The 15828-nt window shown below is 55.8% G+C and carries 7 protein-coding genes; all 7 read left to right on the top strand.

What is annotated here, in order from left to right:
* Positions 1–511 precede the first annotated feature (511 nt).
* Complete coding sequence (locus A8B84_RS03705; protein ID WP_064228019.1) at positions 512–2227, top strand: NADH-ubiquinone oxidoreductase-F iron-sulfur binding region domain-containing protein; 1716 nt, start codon at positions 512–514, stop codon at positions 2225–2227.
* An 11-nt stretch (positions 2228–2238) separates the two neighbouring features.
* Complete coding sequence (gene fdhF / locus A8B84_RS03700) at positions 2239–5109, top strand: formate dehydrogenase subunit alpha (protein ID WP_064228018.1); 2871 nt, start codon at positions 2239–2241, stop codon at positions 5107–5109.
* Positions 5110–5224: 115 nt separating this feature from the next.
* A complete protein-coding gene (locus tag A8B84_RS03695) occupies positions 5225–6346 on the top strand; it encodes a metallophosphoesterase family protein (RefSeq protein ID WP_064228017.1) in 1122 nt (373 codons plus the stop codon).
* Positions 6343–8982, top strand: a complete 2640-nt coding sequence (locus tag A8B84_RS03690; RefSeq protein WP_064228016.1) for an AAA family ATPase — start codon at positions 6343–6345, stop codon at positions 8980–8982. Before A8B84_RS03695 ends, A8B84_RS03690 begins: the two co-directional genes overlap by 4 nt.
* Positions 8983–9090: 108 nt before the next feature.
* Entirely contained in the window at positions 9091–9438 is a 348-nt protein-coding gene (locus A8B84_RS03685) for a nucleotide pyrophosphohydrolase (protein WP_064228015.1), read from the top strand.
* A gap of 9 nt (positions 9439–9447) precedes the next feature.
* On the top strand, positions 9448–11832 hold the full coding sequence (locus A8B84_RS03680) for a DNA/RNA helicase domain-containing protein (protein WP_064228014.1): 2385 nt from the start codon (positions 9448–9450) through the stop codon (positions 11830–11832).
* A gap of 142 nt (positions 11833–11974) precedes the next feature.
* Positions 11975–15823: a DUF3427 domain-containing protein gene (locus A8B84_RS03675; RefSeq protein ID WP_064228013.1), complete on the top strand. Its 3849-nt coding sequence runs from the start codon at positions 11975–11977 to the stop codon at positions 15821–15823.
* The last annotated feature ends 5 nt before the right edge of the window (positions 15824–15828 follow it).

The raw sequence follows: 15828 nt of genomic DNA, 5'->3' as shown, positions 1-15828 counted from the left end.
ACCGTTCAGGGACTAAGATAACGATTTGCAAATTGGGGCACTGACAACACACCTGCACAAAACTAGCAGCGTTCTGCAGGCAAAATGTTTGTGATGTGTTAAAGGGCGGGGACTACTGATGGATGAGAAGATCTCATCGAGCCGACGGAGGCGGTGAGCTGAAAATCACCAAAAAAATGAAAATACAACTTATTGATTGGAAAGGGTTTTGCAATGCCCGAATGAGCGTAGAGTGTTTGTGTGGAAAGCTCTTTAAGTATATGTAATTAATGAAAAAATTTGGTTCAAAAAGTTCGTCCTGCAACTCCGTGTACGCCGGTTCGATTCCGACCCGCGCCTCCATTATTTCCCAATACTCCAGTACCTTTCAGACTCAAGCCAAGGTTTGCGTTCTGTTCATCCCGCTTTCCATCGTCTGGCGTAATCCTAGCCTCATATGCTTCAATGATCAGTAACTCGTCAAGCCAGCCAACAAGGCAGGTTTACATACCTCGGCGCCTGGTCAACAACAATGAGCACAGACGATAAGATGGTCAAACGCCGGCGCTCTGCTCTACGTGGCCGTCAACTGGAACCGGCGGTACTGTCGGAGCTGCGGGATCTGATCGGTGACGAACGTGTCGATTCGTCATTGCGCGACCGCGATCGCCTTATCGAGCACCTGCATGCATTGCAGGACGCGGACGGTTACCTCTCCATGGCTCGCCTTCGGGCCCTTGCGGCTTTCATGAACCTGCCCATGGCCGCCGTCTATGAAACGGCCACGTTCTACGCCCATTTCGACGTCATTCATGATGAACAAGCCCCACCGCCTGAGATAACTCTTCGGGTGTGTGACTCGCTTTCGTGCCAACTGGCGGGCGCAGGGGCACTGCACGAGGCACTGGCTGATGGGCATGACCCGAGCCAGGTGCGTGTAGTCCACGCCCCTTGCATGGGGCGCTGCGATACAGCACCCGTGGTGGCCGTGGGACACCATCATGTATGCAACGCCACTGTTCAGACGGTCGGCGCGGCAGTCGAACAAAAGCAGGTTCAACCCGACGAAATCCATTGGCAAAAGCTGGCCGATTACCGCTCTGTAGGTGGTTACCAGTTGCTGAAGGAATGCCGCGACGGTCAGGTTACTGTCGAGTCCCTCGCGGACGAACTTCAGCAGGCAGGCCTGCGCGGACTCGGCGGCGCTGGATTTCCAACCTACCGAAAATGGCAGGCCGTGCGGGCCGAGCCCGGGCCACGCTACGCGGTGATCAATGCCGACGAGGGTGAACCGGGCACCTTCAAGGATCGCTATTACCTGGAACGTGAACCCCACGTTTTCCTGGAAGGCGCGCTGGTTAGCGCCTGGGCGGTTGAGGCGCAGGCTCTCTACATCTACCTGCGGGATGAATATCCTGGCCTCCTCGGTGTGCTGAAAGCCGCCGTTGCCGAGCTGGAAGCTTCCGGCCTCGTAGAACCCGGTTTCGTGATCCTGCGCCGGGGAGCGGGTGCCTACATCTGCGGCGAGGAATCCGCCCTGATCGAATCCCTAGAGGGTAAACCCGGCAAGCCACGGCATCGGCCACCGTTCGTGGCGCAGAAGGGACTGTTCGACCAGCCCACACTGGTCAACAACGTCGAGACGGTTTACTGGATTCCGCGAATTCACGCCCAGGGCGCCGACTGGTTTGCCAGCCAGGGGAGACATGGTCGCAAGGGGCTTCGCAGTTTTTCAGTCTCGGGCAGGGTCGCCAGGCCCGGTGTGCATGTGGCACCTGCAGGCATCACCCTGAATGAGTTGATCGAGGAATACTGCGGCGGCATGGCGCAAGGGCATGGTCTTTTGGCCTATCTGCCCGGTGGCGCGTCCGGCGGCATACTGCCGGCCAGCAAAGCCGATATTCCCCTGGATTTCGACACCCTGCAGGAACACGGCTGTTTTATCGGCTCCGCTGCCGTGATTGTTCTGTCTGATCAGGACGATTTGCAGGCCGCAGCCGCCAACCTGTTGGGCTTCTTCGCGGATGAGTCCTGCGGGCAGTGTACCCCCTGCCGCGTGGGCACCGAAAAAATGCTCACCCTGCTGGAACGCAAAGCCTGGGATGAGGATACCCTGCAACAGCTGGCCAGCGTGATGGCCGATGCGTCCATCTGTGGTCTGGGCCAGGCCGCACCCAATCCGGTACTGAGCCTGCTGCGGGACTTCCGCAGCGAACTCGCCAGCAGCAACCTGATCGCGAAAGGTTAGGGGAGGCCTCCATGAGCGATTCCAGCAAAAGCTTCACCCTGACACTGGACGACGTGGAAGTGCAGGCCTACCCCGGCGAAACCCTGTGGCAGGTGGCCAAGCGCGCCGGCGAGACCATCCCGCACTTGTGCTTCAAAGACGCCCCGGGTTACCGCGCGGATGGCAATTGCCGCGCCTGCATGGTGGAAGTGGAGGGTGAGCGGGTGCTCGCCGCAAGCTGTATCCGCGACGCCAAGCCCGGCATGGTGGTGCGAAGTGCCGGTTCCACCAGAGCCCAGGAAGCCAGGAAAGGAGTCCTGGAATTGCTGCTGGCCGATCAACCTACACGAGAGAGTAGTCCCGATCGTTCAAGCCATCTGTGGGACACGGCGGATCAACTGGCCATTGATGCAGCTGCCGTGCGCCAACGCCTCCCGGCCCATTCAGAGCGACAAGAACCCACAGTTCACCATGTCGCGCCGCGGTCGGATTCTCTGGCCCACGCCCGGGGCCATGACGCCACTCACTCTGCCATGAACGTGAATCTGGACGCCTGCATCACCTGCGGTTTGTGCGAGCGAGCCTGCCGCGAGGTGCAGGGCAACGACGTGATTGGGCTGGCGCATCGCGGTGCCGCGTCCAAGGTAGTGTTCGATTTCGATGATCCCATGGGCGACAGCACCTGCGTTGCCTGTGGCGAGTGCGTGCAGGCCTGCCCGACGGGCGCGCTCATGCCCGCCACCCTGATCGATGCCCAGGGCCGCGGAGACTCCGCCACGGCCGACCGAACTGTGGACTCCGTTTGCCCCTATTGCGGCGTGGGCTGCCAACTGACCTATCACGTGAAAGACGAGCCCGCTCCTGCAGAATCAGAAACAGGCGAACAACGAGGACGCATCCTGTTTGTTGAAGGCAAAGATGGCCCCTCAAACCAGGGCCGGCTCTGCGTGAAAGGTCGTTTTGGCTTCGATTACCCCTCCCACCCGGCGCGGCTCACCCGTCCGCTAATTCGGCGGGGGGGCGTTCCCAAGGGCCTCGATCCGGACTTTGATCCGGCCAATCCGTTAACGCACTTTCGAGAGGCAAGCTGGGAGGAGGCACTGGATCTCGCAGCAAGCGGACTGACCCAACTAAAAGCGCAACACGGGCCGCATGCGCTCGCCGGCTTCGGCAGCGCCAAGTGCTCCAACGAAGAAGCCTGGCTGTTCCAGAAGCTGGTGCGCACGGGTTTCGGTTCCAACCACGTTGACCATTGCACCCGGCTTTGCCACGCCAGCTCCGTGGCCGCGTTGATGGAGTGCCTGGGCTCTGGCGCCGTGACCGCTTCCTTCATGCAGGCCCTTGAGGCCGATGTGGTCATCCTCACCGGCTGCAACCCGGCGGTAAACCACCCGGTGGCTGCCACCTACTTCAAGCAGGCGGCACGAAACGGCACCAAGCTGATCATCATCGACCCCCGGGGCCAGGCGCTGGATGCTTATGCGTGGCGCAGCCTGCGTTTCTCGCCGGGTGGCGACGTGTCACTGTTTAACGCCATGCTCAATGTGATTATCAGCGAAGGGCTCTTTGATCAGGCCTACATTGATGCTCATACCGAAGGCTTCGAAGCATTGGCAGCGAGCGTTGAAGGCATGACCCCGGAGGTGATGAGCCCGGTTTGCAGCGTGGAGCCCGACACCATTCGTGAAGTGGCCCGAGCCTACGCCAAGGCTGATAGAGCGATGATTTTCTGGGGCATGGGCATCTCCCAACACGTGCACGGCACCGACAACGCCCGATGCCTGATTTCCCTGGCGCTCACATGCGGCCACACCGGCCGGCCCGGCACTGGTCTGCACCCGTTGCGGGGACAGAACAACGTGCAGGGCGCCTCCGATGCCGGCTTGATCCCCATGGTACTGCCCGATTACCAACCGGTGGGGGATGCCCAGCTGCGCGCTGCTTTTGAAGAGCTCTGGAGCACAGAACTGGACTCGAAGCCGGGACTCACCGTGGTGGAGATTATGGACGCCATCAAGGCGGGCACCATCAAGGGCATGTACATCCTCGGCGAAAACCCCGCGATGTCCGACCCGGACCTTACTCACGCCCGGGCCGCGCTCGCTGCCCTGGAGCACCTGGTGGTGCAGGACCTGTTCGTTACAGAGACCGCCCAGTTTGCCGACGTGATCCTGCCTGCCGCCGCCTGGTCGGAAAAATCAGGCACCGTCACCAACACCAACCGCCAGGTGCAGATGGGCCGTGCCGCACTGGCGCCGCCGGGAGAGGCAAAGCCTGACTGGTGGGTTGTTCAGGAAATCGCCCGGCGTTTCGGGCTGGGTTGGAACTACGCCGGCCCCGAGCAAGTGTTTGAAGAAATGAAGCAGGGCATGCACTCACTGGATCATATCTCATGGTCTCGCCTGGAGCGCGAGGGGTCCGTCACCTATCCATGCCCCGGGGATGACGCCCCGGGCCAGGACGTTGTCTTCTCCGATGCCTTCCCACGCGCAGGGGGCCGTGCCAGGTTCTCACCGGCCAGCCCACTGCCACCGGATGAGCCCGTGGATGAGGCCTATCCCATTGTGCTGACCACCGGGCGATTGCTTGAGCACTGGCATACCGGCGCCATGACCCGTCGCAGCCGGGTGCTGGATGAGCGGGAGCCGGAAGCGGCCGCCTACCTGGCACCAGCGGAGTTGGATCGCATGGGCGTCACCTCGGGTAATGACATTCAAATTGCCACCCGGCGCGGCACCATCACCCTGACGGCCCGGGCCGATCAGACCATGCCCGAAGGCATGGTGTTCGTCCCCTTTGCCTTTGTAGAGGCGGCCGCAAACGTGCTCACCAACCCGGCCCTGGACCCGTTCGGAAAGATCCCGGAGTTCAAGTATGCGGCCTGCAGGTTGAGCCCGGCGTAGCTTCCCAGGCAAACAGACTTCTCCAGAACGACGTTCATTGTCGCGTCGCGTCTGTAAAACAGGCGCGGGTAGTCTAGAATAACGCCAAAATTTCCAGATCTTTCAGGTAGATAAAATGCCAAAGTTTTTGCATACGGCAGACTGGCAGATGGGCCGGGCCTTCACCCGTTTCGAGACCGAAGACGGTGCAGCCCTGGTCGAGGCCCGGTTCGAGGCTATTGAAACGCTTGCTCAACTGGCCAACGAACATCAGTGCGATGCGGTATTGGTGGCCGGTGACGTCTTCGATGCGCAAACGGTCTCTGACAGAACCATTCGCAGGGTATTCAACGCCACAAAGGGGTTTGCCGGCCCGTGGGTCATGCTGCCGGGCAACCACGACGCTGCGCTGGCAGAGAGCGTCTGGACACGAGCGCGACGCCTGGGTGCGGTGCCTGAAAACGTCCATCTGGCGCTTCAGCCCGGCGTGATTGATCTGGAAGCCCAGGGCCTCAGCATCCTCTGCGCGCCTCTGACTCAGCGCCATACCTACGGCGATCTGACCGAGCCATTCAGCGGCTACGAAACACCTGAAGGTTTTCTCAGAGTCGGCCTGGCCCACGGCAGTGTACAGGGCCTGTTGCCAGACGAGATTGATTCCACCAACCCCATCGCGCCGAACCGGGCGAAAGCCAGCAGGCTCGATTACCTCGCCCTGGGCGACTGGCACGGCACCAAACAGATTGATGAACGCACCTGGTACAGCGGAACGCCCGAGCCGGAACGGTTTCGGAATAACGAAGCGGGGAATGCCCTGATCGTTGAAGTGTCCGAGCCCGGGGCAACTCCGACAGTAACTTCACTCCCAACGGGGCGGTATCAGTGGCACCAGTGGCGGGAAACCCTGGCCGTCCAGTCTGATCTTGAGCAGCTGCTGGAGCGTTTGAACGCCTTGCCCGAATCCGCCGTTGTTGATCTGCGCCTCGAAGGCTCGGTGACCCTGGCCGGCGAAGAAACCCTGTTGAAGGCTTTGTCGGTTGCCGAAGCGCGATTCCGCAGCCTTCGCTGCGAGCGAAGCGGCCTTCAGCTTGCACCTACCGATGAAGACATCGCGGCCCTGAAAGCGGATGGTTACGTGGGCGAGGTGGTTGAAAGCCTGCGAGAGCGGCAGGAAGGGGCGCAGGACGATGTCGCCCGGGATGCCCTGGCTATCCTGGCGGGCCTGCTCAGGGAGCGGGAACAGGAGGTGGGGCAATGAAGTTGCAGCGAATGCGCATCGAACAGCTGCGCCAGTTCCGCAAACCCTTTGTTCTGGACAACCTGCAACCCGGCCTCAACCTGATTCACGGCCCCAACGAGTCCGGCAAAAGCACCCTGGTACGTGCCATCCGCGCCGCGTTTTTCGAGCGCTATCGCTCAACTGCCGTGGACGACCTGCGCCCCTGGGGCGATTCCGCCGCGGCGCCCACCGTTGAACTGGATTTCGAGCACGAGGGCCGTTCTTGGCATCTCACCAAGAGCTTCCTGCAGCGCAAACGCTGTGACCTGAAAGTCGGCACCGAAACCTACAGCGAAGACGACGCCGAAGAAAAGCTGGCTGAATTACTGGGCTACCAGTACCCGAAACGTGGCGCCAGCAAAGCCGAACACTGGGGCATACCGGGACTGCTGTGGGTGGAGCAGGGCACCGGGCAGGACATCGAACAGGCCATAGAGCATGCCGGTGATCATCTGAAGTCCGCCCTCAATTCCATGGTCGGAGAGGTGGCCAGCTCCGGGGGCGACGACCTGATCGAGACGGTTCGCAGCCAGCGGGACATTCTGCTGACCGGAACCGGCAAGCCCCGGGGCGATTACCTGAAACTGGAAAAAGACCGCGCCCAATACGAACTTGAAATTGAAGAGTTGAAGGAGCGGGTACACAAATACCAGGAGCAGGTCGACCGGCTTGGCAAACTCACCCACGACTTTGATCAGGCCGAGGCCGAGCGCCCCTGGGAAGACGCTCAACGCCATCTGGAGGAAGCCCGGGCGCGCTATCAGCAGGTGGAGCGGCTGGAGCAGCAACAGAACCAGGAGAAAGCCACGCTCAACCAGCTGCAGCAAAACCACCGCCTGTTGCAGCAGAACAAAGAGCATCTGGAAGGGCTCAGTCGTCAGTTGGAGAGCCGAAAGGCAGAGCTGGATCGCGCCGAGCACGACCTCTCCGTGGCTCAAGCACAAACGCCGGCCGTCACAGGCCGTTTAACCGAAGCCAGAACCGCCTACGAGCAAGCGGAAAAGCAACGGAAACTGGCGGGCCTGCTGCAAACCCGGCAGCGGCTGGAACAGGACCTGAAACGGCTGGAACAGCAACAACGAGTGATCAGCCAGAACCTCGCCAAAGCCAGGGAATACCAACAGCAGCTAGAACAAGCCAGGCAGCAGGCCAGGGAAAACCGGATCGATCCAGAGTTGGTCAAAAAACTGCGAGCGACCGGGAGTCAGCTCAACGAAGAAACCATTCGTTCAGAGACCATCGCCACCCGGCTGAGCTGGCAGCTGGACGCCGACGCATCACTGACGCTGAACAACGAACCGCTTGTCGGGCAAGGCGAACAGCAGCTTCTGGAAGAATCGACACTGGTTATTCCCGGCGTGGGTACCCTGGGCATAACACCCGGCGGGGAAGAGCTGGCCAGCACGCGGAGGAAGCTCAAGGCGCTGGAGGAGAACCTGGCGGAACAGCTGAAGACCCTTGGTGTAGCCTCCGTGGAGCAGGCAGAGGAACGTCTTTCTGCCTATGAAAACGCCGGAAGAGCCCAGAAGCATGCCGAGGATTTGCTGAAATCCGTGGCACCGGCCGGCATTGAGCAACTTGTCTCCGAGCAGAACGAGGCAGAAAGCGAACTGGAGAAAGCCAAAAGCCAACTGGAAGCCACCCCCAAACCGAATCCGAAAGAGGACGTGCCTGCCTTGGAAGAAGCGGAGGCGGCGTTCGCCCGGGCTGGCAGTGCACTGGACAAAGCCGAATCCGATGATCGTGCGCACCAGTCCAGGATGTCTGCCCTGAAGCAGGCCCGGGACAACGCCAAAACCGAATGGCAGCGGCTGGCGGATGAAGAAAAAAGCCCGGAACGCCAGGAGCAACTTCGCCAGATAACCACCCACCTGGCGAACCTCGAAAAGCAGCAGGCCGAACTGCAAGCCAGCCTCGAACGCCGCGAGCGGGAAATCCGCGAAGCCCGCCCGGAGTTTCTAAAACAGGACATCGAGCGCTACCAGAACGCGGTCAACCAGCTGCGCCAGACTCAAGAGAACCGGGGCCGCGAACTGCGCGATATCAAAGTCAGGCTGGAAGCCTGGGGCGCGGAAGGGTTGGAAGAACAGCTCAATGAGAAAGAGGCAGAATACGATCAGTGCAACCGCCGCTATCAGGAACTGCACCGCCGCGCCCAGGCGCTGGACCTCCTGCTTAATTTGCTCATGGAAAAACGCCAAGCCCTGACACGCCGCCTGCAGGCGCCCCTGCAAAAGCACCTCAATCACTTTCTCTCTGTGCTTTTCCCGGAAGCCTCGCTGGAAGTCGACGAACAGCTACGGCCGGGCACCTTCAGCCGGGGCACCGAACTGGGACAGATCACCGAACTGAGCTTTGGCGCCCGCGAACAGATGGGCCTCATCAGCCGCCTGGCCTACGCAGATCTGCTGCGGGAAGCAGGAAGGCCAACGCTGGTGATACTGGACGACACCCTGGTGCACAGTGACAGCGACCGCCTGGAAGACATGAAGCGCATCCTGTTCGATGCGGCCAGCCGGCATCAGATATTGCTGTTTACCTGTCATCCGGAGAAATGGCAGGACTTGGGGGTGCCGCCGGTGGATATTGAGGCTTCGAAGGAGCTGAGCGCCTAGCTGGTATGTTCATAATGGATTATGTGGACCGGTGCACTTGAGTTTGGTTAATGTGCAAATAGATCGAAAGCAAATGGTTTTCTTACGAGAAAGGGGAGTTTAACCAAAATGGATTCGCTGGAAGAGTTGCGCCTGAAACTGAAGCAATTTGCTGAAGAACGCGATTGGCGCCAGTTCCACTCACCGAAAAACCTGACCATGGCCCTCTGTGGTGAGGCGGGTGAGTTGTCAGAACAATTCCAGTGGCTTAGCGAAGACGACTCGAAAAACCTCAGTGAAAAACGTTTGGCAGCAGTTAAAGACGAGATTGCGGACATCCAGCTGTACCTTGTTCTACTGGCAGATTCTTTGGGCGTCGATATTGCTAAAGAATCCGCCCGAAAAATAGAGGCAAATGCCGTCAAATATCCTGTTGCTAAAGCTAAAGGCAGGTCTAGTAAATATAACGAGTTGTAGGGGTTATTCGTGATCGTCTATTCGGCTTCCAAGGCGGAATTTGTTGAACATGTGAAGTTCAATCAGATCGAGAAGGTTATTGAGGAAGAGGTCTGGAGAAAGCTCAAGCGAAGAACCCCAAAATCCGAAATTGAGTCATGGAAGAACTCGCTTCAGTACATGTTTAACGCGTTGCTGGATCAAGGTATACCGCCGTCAGCCGGTGTTGCAATTGAGTATACGATTCCACTCACCAGTCGCCGAGTTGATTTTATCCTTACGGGGAAAGATTCTTCGCGCAATGACACCGCAATCATCGTCGAACTGAAGCAGTGGTCCGAAGCAGAGGTTACCGATAAAGACGCAATTGTCCGAACGTTTCTGAACGGGTCTATCCGAGAAGTTAACCATCCGTCCTACCAAGCGTGGTCGTATTCAGCCCTGATTGAGGATTACAACGAAACAGTCCGAGAGGAGCGCATCAGCCTTCAACCCTGCGCCTATCTCCACAATATGGATAGTGGCGAGGCTATTAACGACGCCCGCTATGCTGAGCACACTGAAAGAGCGCCGGTTTATATTTCGAGCGATGCGAAAAAGCTGTCGGAGTTCCTCAGGCGCAATATCCGGTATGGCGACAGCGATAACATCCTGTACCGGATCGAACATGGTGTAATTAAACCGTCGAAAGGACTTGCTGATTGCCTTGCCTCGATGCTTCGTGGCAACAGGGAATTCATTTTGCTTGATGAGCAAAAACTGGTTTACGAGACTGCGTTGGATCTTGCCGAAAAAGGCCGCGAAAAACCAAAACAGACCTTTATTGTGAAGGGTGGACCGGGCACCGGGAAATCGGTTGTTGCAATTAACCTTATCGTTGAAGCAACCAATAGAGAGATGCTGACCCAGTTTGTTAGCAAGAATGCAGCACCCCGGGAAGTCTTCAAAGCTCGTCTGACAGGCACAATGCGCAAAACCAACATCGACAACCTTTTTCGCGGTTCTGGTGGTTATACAGATACCGAGAACAACTATTTCGATATGTTGGTGGTTGATGAAGCCCACAGATTAAATGAAAAATCTGGCCTATACGGCAATCTGGGCGAGAACCAGATAAAGGAACTCATAACTAGCGCCAAAACCACCGTTTTCTTCATTGATGAAGACCAGCGCGTCACTCTTGCGGATATCGGTACGGTCGAAGAAATCCGTCACTTTGCCGGGCAATTGGGGGCAGAAGTCACTGTCTTGGAGTTAAGTTCACAGTTCCGCTGCAATGGCTCTGATGGTTATCTGGCCTGGGTTGATCATGTCCTTCGAATCCGGGAAACGGCAAATACTTCGCTGGAAGGCATTGACTACGATTTTCGGGTCTTTGACGATCCGAACGAGCTGCGAAGTGTCATTGAACGGAGAAATCGCCGGGCCAATAAGGCGCGGTTGGTGGCTGGATACTGCTGGGACTGGAATAGCAAAAAGGATCCAGAGAGGTTTGATATTGAACTACCTGAGCATGATTTCAGAGCAAGATGGAATCTGGACAAACACGGGTCAAAATGGTTAATCGCCGAGGATTCGATAAGTGAGATTGGTTGTATCCACACATGCCAGGGGTTAGAGCTTGATTACGTAGGCGTGATTATCGGGGAGGATTTTGTAATCCGTGACGGCATTGCGGTCACGAACGCCGCCGCTCGCTCAAGATCCGACCGATCTGTACGTGGTTACAAAAAGAGGCTCAAAGAGGATCGGGAGAGTGCCCTCGCGGATGCCGACATGATCATCAAGAACACATACCGTACGTTGATGACGCGGGGTATGAAAGGGTGCTTCATCTACTCTGCGGATGCAGAAACTAGGGAACACTTCCGTAGCTTTGCGGAAACCCAGCTCATGGAGCAGACCGATAGCGTCACAACGCAGCGCCTGCCCTATGAAGTAGTTGATTTTGAATCAGCGATCCCATACGACGGATTTGTTCCCGTGTTCGACCTGCAGGCGGCAGCCGGCGAATTCAGCGGCTTCCAGTCATCGGCTGATGAATTTCAATGGGTAAAGCTGCCCGAGCACTTTGCAACCAGACCCGGCCAATTTGTCGCTCAGGTTGTTGGTGAGTCCATGAATAAACGTATACCGAATGGCGCATGGTGTCTCTTCAATGAAAACCCAGGGGGGACTCGAAATGGCAAGATAGTGTTGGTGCAACATCGGGCCATTGAAGATCCTGACAACGGGAGTTGCCTCACCGTTAAACTTTATCGCAGCGAAAAAACGATGTCCGGCGATGAACTCGTTAACGAAAGAGTGATATTGAAGCCTGTTACCAGCGCTCATGGATATCGAGATATTGTTATTGAAGACGATGATCTTCACGACTTGAGGGTCGTTGGAGAGTTTGTTGCGGTATTGGCCTGAGATCAGAGATTCAAAAAAAATACTCCTGCATCTTGAAGGGAAGTTCTTGAGTAGATCTCCCAAGTTTGTTGGCGACGACCTGTCCGCCTGGTAGCCTGGTCTAGATCGACTTCAGGCTAATTAGTCGCAAGGGAACTATTTAATGCAGGATACGCTGAGTTATTACGACGGCAATGCCGATGACTTTGTGGAGTCTACATTTGAGGTCAGTATGGAAGACCTTTATCGAGAGTTCTTGCCACAAGTTCCTGAAGGTGGACACATTCTCGATGCCGGCTGTGGTTCGGGTCGAGATGCTTTGTTTTTCAAAAAGCATGGCTACCGCGTTTCTGCTTTCGATGGCTCAAAAGCCATTACCACTCTTGCCCGCCAAAAGACTGGATTGCCAATTCAGCACAGGTCCTTTTCAGACGTTCAAGAAACCATTACGTATGACGGCATTTGGGCCTGTGCCAGCCTTTTGCATTTGCCTCTCGTTGAAGTGCCCAGAGCTATTGAACGATTATGGAATGCCCTGAAACCGGGTGGCGTTTTCTACATGAGTTTCAAGATCGGCCAGGGGGAACGTGACCACAATGGCCGACACTTTACAGATGCTGACGAGTCGATTGCCGAGCAATGGATTCAGGGCCTGACGGACTTTGAAGCTTGCCAGATGTGGCGCACTGATGATCAGCGTCCTGATAGGGACGAGCAGTGGTTGAACATCCTTCTGACCAAGGCGCCGGCTTCCCACAAAAAGCTGACAACTGGCGGGAAAGAGCATCATTTTCTACCAAAGCTTTGCCAAGCAATTAAAGCTGCCGATCAAGTGGATATGGCGGTAGCTTTTGTTAAAACCACCGGTTTAAACCTCTTGTTCGCGGATTTGGTGACCGCGCTGCAACGAACTCCTTATCCGACTCGCATCCGCATTCTCACCAGTGATTATTTGGACATTACCGACACAGAGGCCCTTCGAAAGCTTGTCCTATTGCATGATCATGGCGCTCAGGTGCGCGTCTTTCAGAGCAAAGGGAGTAGCTTTCATTTGAAGGCTTATCTATTCGCTGGCCATGTTGAAAATCAACAAATGTGGGGCAGAGCGTTTATCGGCTCTAGCAATATCAGCCGACAGGCGCTTCAGGACGGTGTGGAATGGAATTATCAGGTGGATTTCCCGCCCGACTCTGGGTACCTTGAGGCCGCCAGCAGGTTCGAGGAACTGTTTCAGCACCCAAATGTTGTGCCTCTTACTGACAACTGGATCGATGACTACGAGAAACGGAGGAAGCCACCAGAACAGTCACTGGAGCCGGGCAGTGATGAGAAACAGGAAGTTCCGACACCTAATGATGTGCAACATGAAGCACTAGAGGCACTCGATCTAACTCGCGTGGAGGGTTATAGACGAGGCTTGGTCGTTTTAGCGACGGGTCTGGGCAAAACCTGGCTATCTGCCTTTGACGCCGTTCAAATGGGTGCCAGGAGGATCCTTTTTGTCGCCCATCGCGAGGAGATTCTTTATCAGGCGGCTGAAACCTATTTGCGGATCAAGCCGAATAGCCGCGTTGGCTTTTACATGGGTAAGCAGCGCGATCGGACGGTGGATATCCTTTGTGCTTCGGTACAGACACTCGGCAAAGAAACCCATCTCGAACGATTCGATCCACGCCATTTCGATTACATCGTTGTCGATGAATTCCATCATGCCGCCGCGCCTGTTTATCATCGGCTTCTGAATTATTTCGCACCCCAGTTTCTGCTGGGATTAACGGCGACGCCAGATCGAACGGACCGCTCCGATATCTTGTCGTTATGCGATGACAATCTGGTATTCGAGTATCCGTTGTTCGAGGGTGTAAAGGGTCAATTCCTGGTGCCGTTTCACTACTACGGCATCTACGACGAGACTGTCGATTACACCGAGATCCCCTGGCGTAATGGAAAGTTCGATCCAAATCTGCTCGCAAATAAACTGGCTACATACGGACGTGCCAAACACGTGCACAGGGAATGGGGTGAAAAGAAGCAAAGCCGGACTTTGGCGTTTTGTGTTTCGCGGGTCCATGCCGATTTCATGGCAGAACAATTCTCTAAAAAGGGCGTAAGGTCTGCAGCCGTCCACGGTGAATCAGAGATGTCCCGTGGCGAGGCCTTGGAGCAGTTGGAGAACGGTCAACTCGATGTGATTTTTTCTGTTGACCTGTTCAACGAGGGTGTCGATCTGCCCGCCATCGATACGGTCCTGCTCTTACGCCCAACGGAATCCAAGATCCTTTTCCTCCAGCAGATCGGCCGGGGCCTGCGAAAAAGCGTGTCCACTGGAAAAGACAGGCTTGTGATTCTGGATTTTGTGGGTAACCACCAGAGTTTTCTGCATAAACCTCAGGCGCTGATTGGTCAGGCGATGAATCACCGTCAGTTGGCTGAGTTTGCGAGGAAAGCTGAAAAGAACCAACTGGATCTGCCAGACGGATGTTTTATCAATTACGATCTGCAGATAATCGATTTCCTGAAAGGTCTTGATCACCAGGGCGCTGAGAAAGACTACCAAGTATTGAAAGATACATTGGGCCGTCGCCCAACACTTACAGAGTACTACCATTTCGGTGCCAGTATCGCTAAAACTCGCAAACTGCACGGAAGCTGGTTTGGATTGGTTCGGGATATGGAGGATCTCACCGAGATTGAGACAGAACTCTTGTCCAGGCACGAAAGCTTTTTGCTGGAAGTGGAAACGACGGCAATGAGCAAATCATTCAAAATGATATTGCTAGACGCGTTCCAGCAGTTAGGCGGATGGCGTAGTCCGCCAAAGCTCTCGGAACTAGCGCAAACATCCTGGGAAACATTGAAACGCCGTCCCAGGCTTTATCAAGAAATTGCTGCCTCAGTGAGGGACGTGGATGGCTCCTCGACTCAATGGCAACAATACTGGAAGAAAAATCCGGTCGATCATTGGACCAATAAGTCCCCAGCTATTTTTGAGATCGAGAGCGATCAGTTTAAGCCTTTAATAGATTTGGAAGGTGAACAGATACCGGCTTTCGAGGAGATGGTGCAGGAGTTAATTGATTATCGCCTGGCTTCCTATGAAGCGCGGCAGTCTTCCAAACAGGAGCAGCAATCTGTTGAGAATGTTGTCCCGATCACTCCTTCTAGAACGGAACTGCCTTACTTCCCATCCCTAAAGATCGCTTGTGGCCATTTCAGGAACAGTAACGCCGAAGAACCGGAGTACAGGTCCATCGGGTTGGGGCACGGGCGAATAGAGCCAAATCGTCATTTTATTGCTCGAGCATTGGGTAACTCCATGAACGGTGGGAAGCAGCCGATTCACGATGGGGATTATCTGCTGCTTGAACAGATCAATCCCAATCAAGCTGGATCGATCACGGGTAAAACGCTGGCAATTGAGCGGCTGGATGATACAGGCGACACGCAATACCTTCTTCGTACCGTTCGTAAATCCCCCGTTGGGGAGTATCGGCTCGAAGCCGCTAACCCAGAGTATGAAGATATTATTGTCACTCCCGAACTGATTGAACAGTTTCGAACATTCGCACGCTTTTGCGAGGTTATAGATCCATTGGAAATGGCCCTTGGCCAGGAAATCCCGAGAGAAGAGATTCCGAAGTTATTCGGAGCGACGTTTAATCCCGGCAATTGGCAGAGCGGGCACGTCTTTCTGAAAGACGCCAATGCTCATGTTTTGCTTGTGACGTTAAACAAACAGGGTAAAGGCGTTCAGCACCGCTATGTTGATCATTGGATTGATGAGCAAACATTTCATTGGCAGAGCCAGAACTCAACGACACCTCAGAGCAAGCGTGGTCGGGAACTGATCGAACACAAAAAGCTTGGACTCTCCGTACACCTGTTTGTTCGTGAGAACAAGCTACGTAATGGCAAAGCGGCGCCATTTACTTATTTTGGACCCGTCGAGTATCAGAGCCATGAAGGAAGCAACCCAATGAGCGTGATTTTCAGATTAAATTCGACGGATTAAGACTG

Source organism: Marinobacter sp. EhC06 (genome assembly GCF_001650915.1).
Taxonomy (GTDB): domain Bacteria; phylum Pseudomonadota; class Gammaproteobacteria; order Pseudomonadales; family Oleiphilaceae; genus Marinobacter.
The sequence above is the reverse complement of the archived record's forward strand: the minus strand, read 5'-3'. Positions and strand labels throughout refer to the sequence as shown.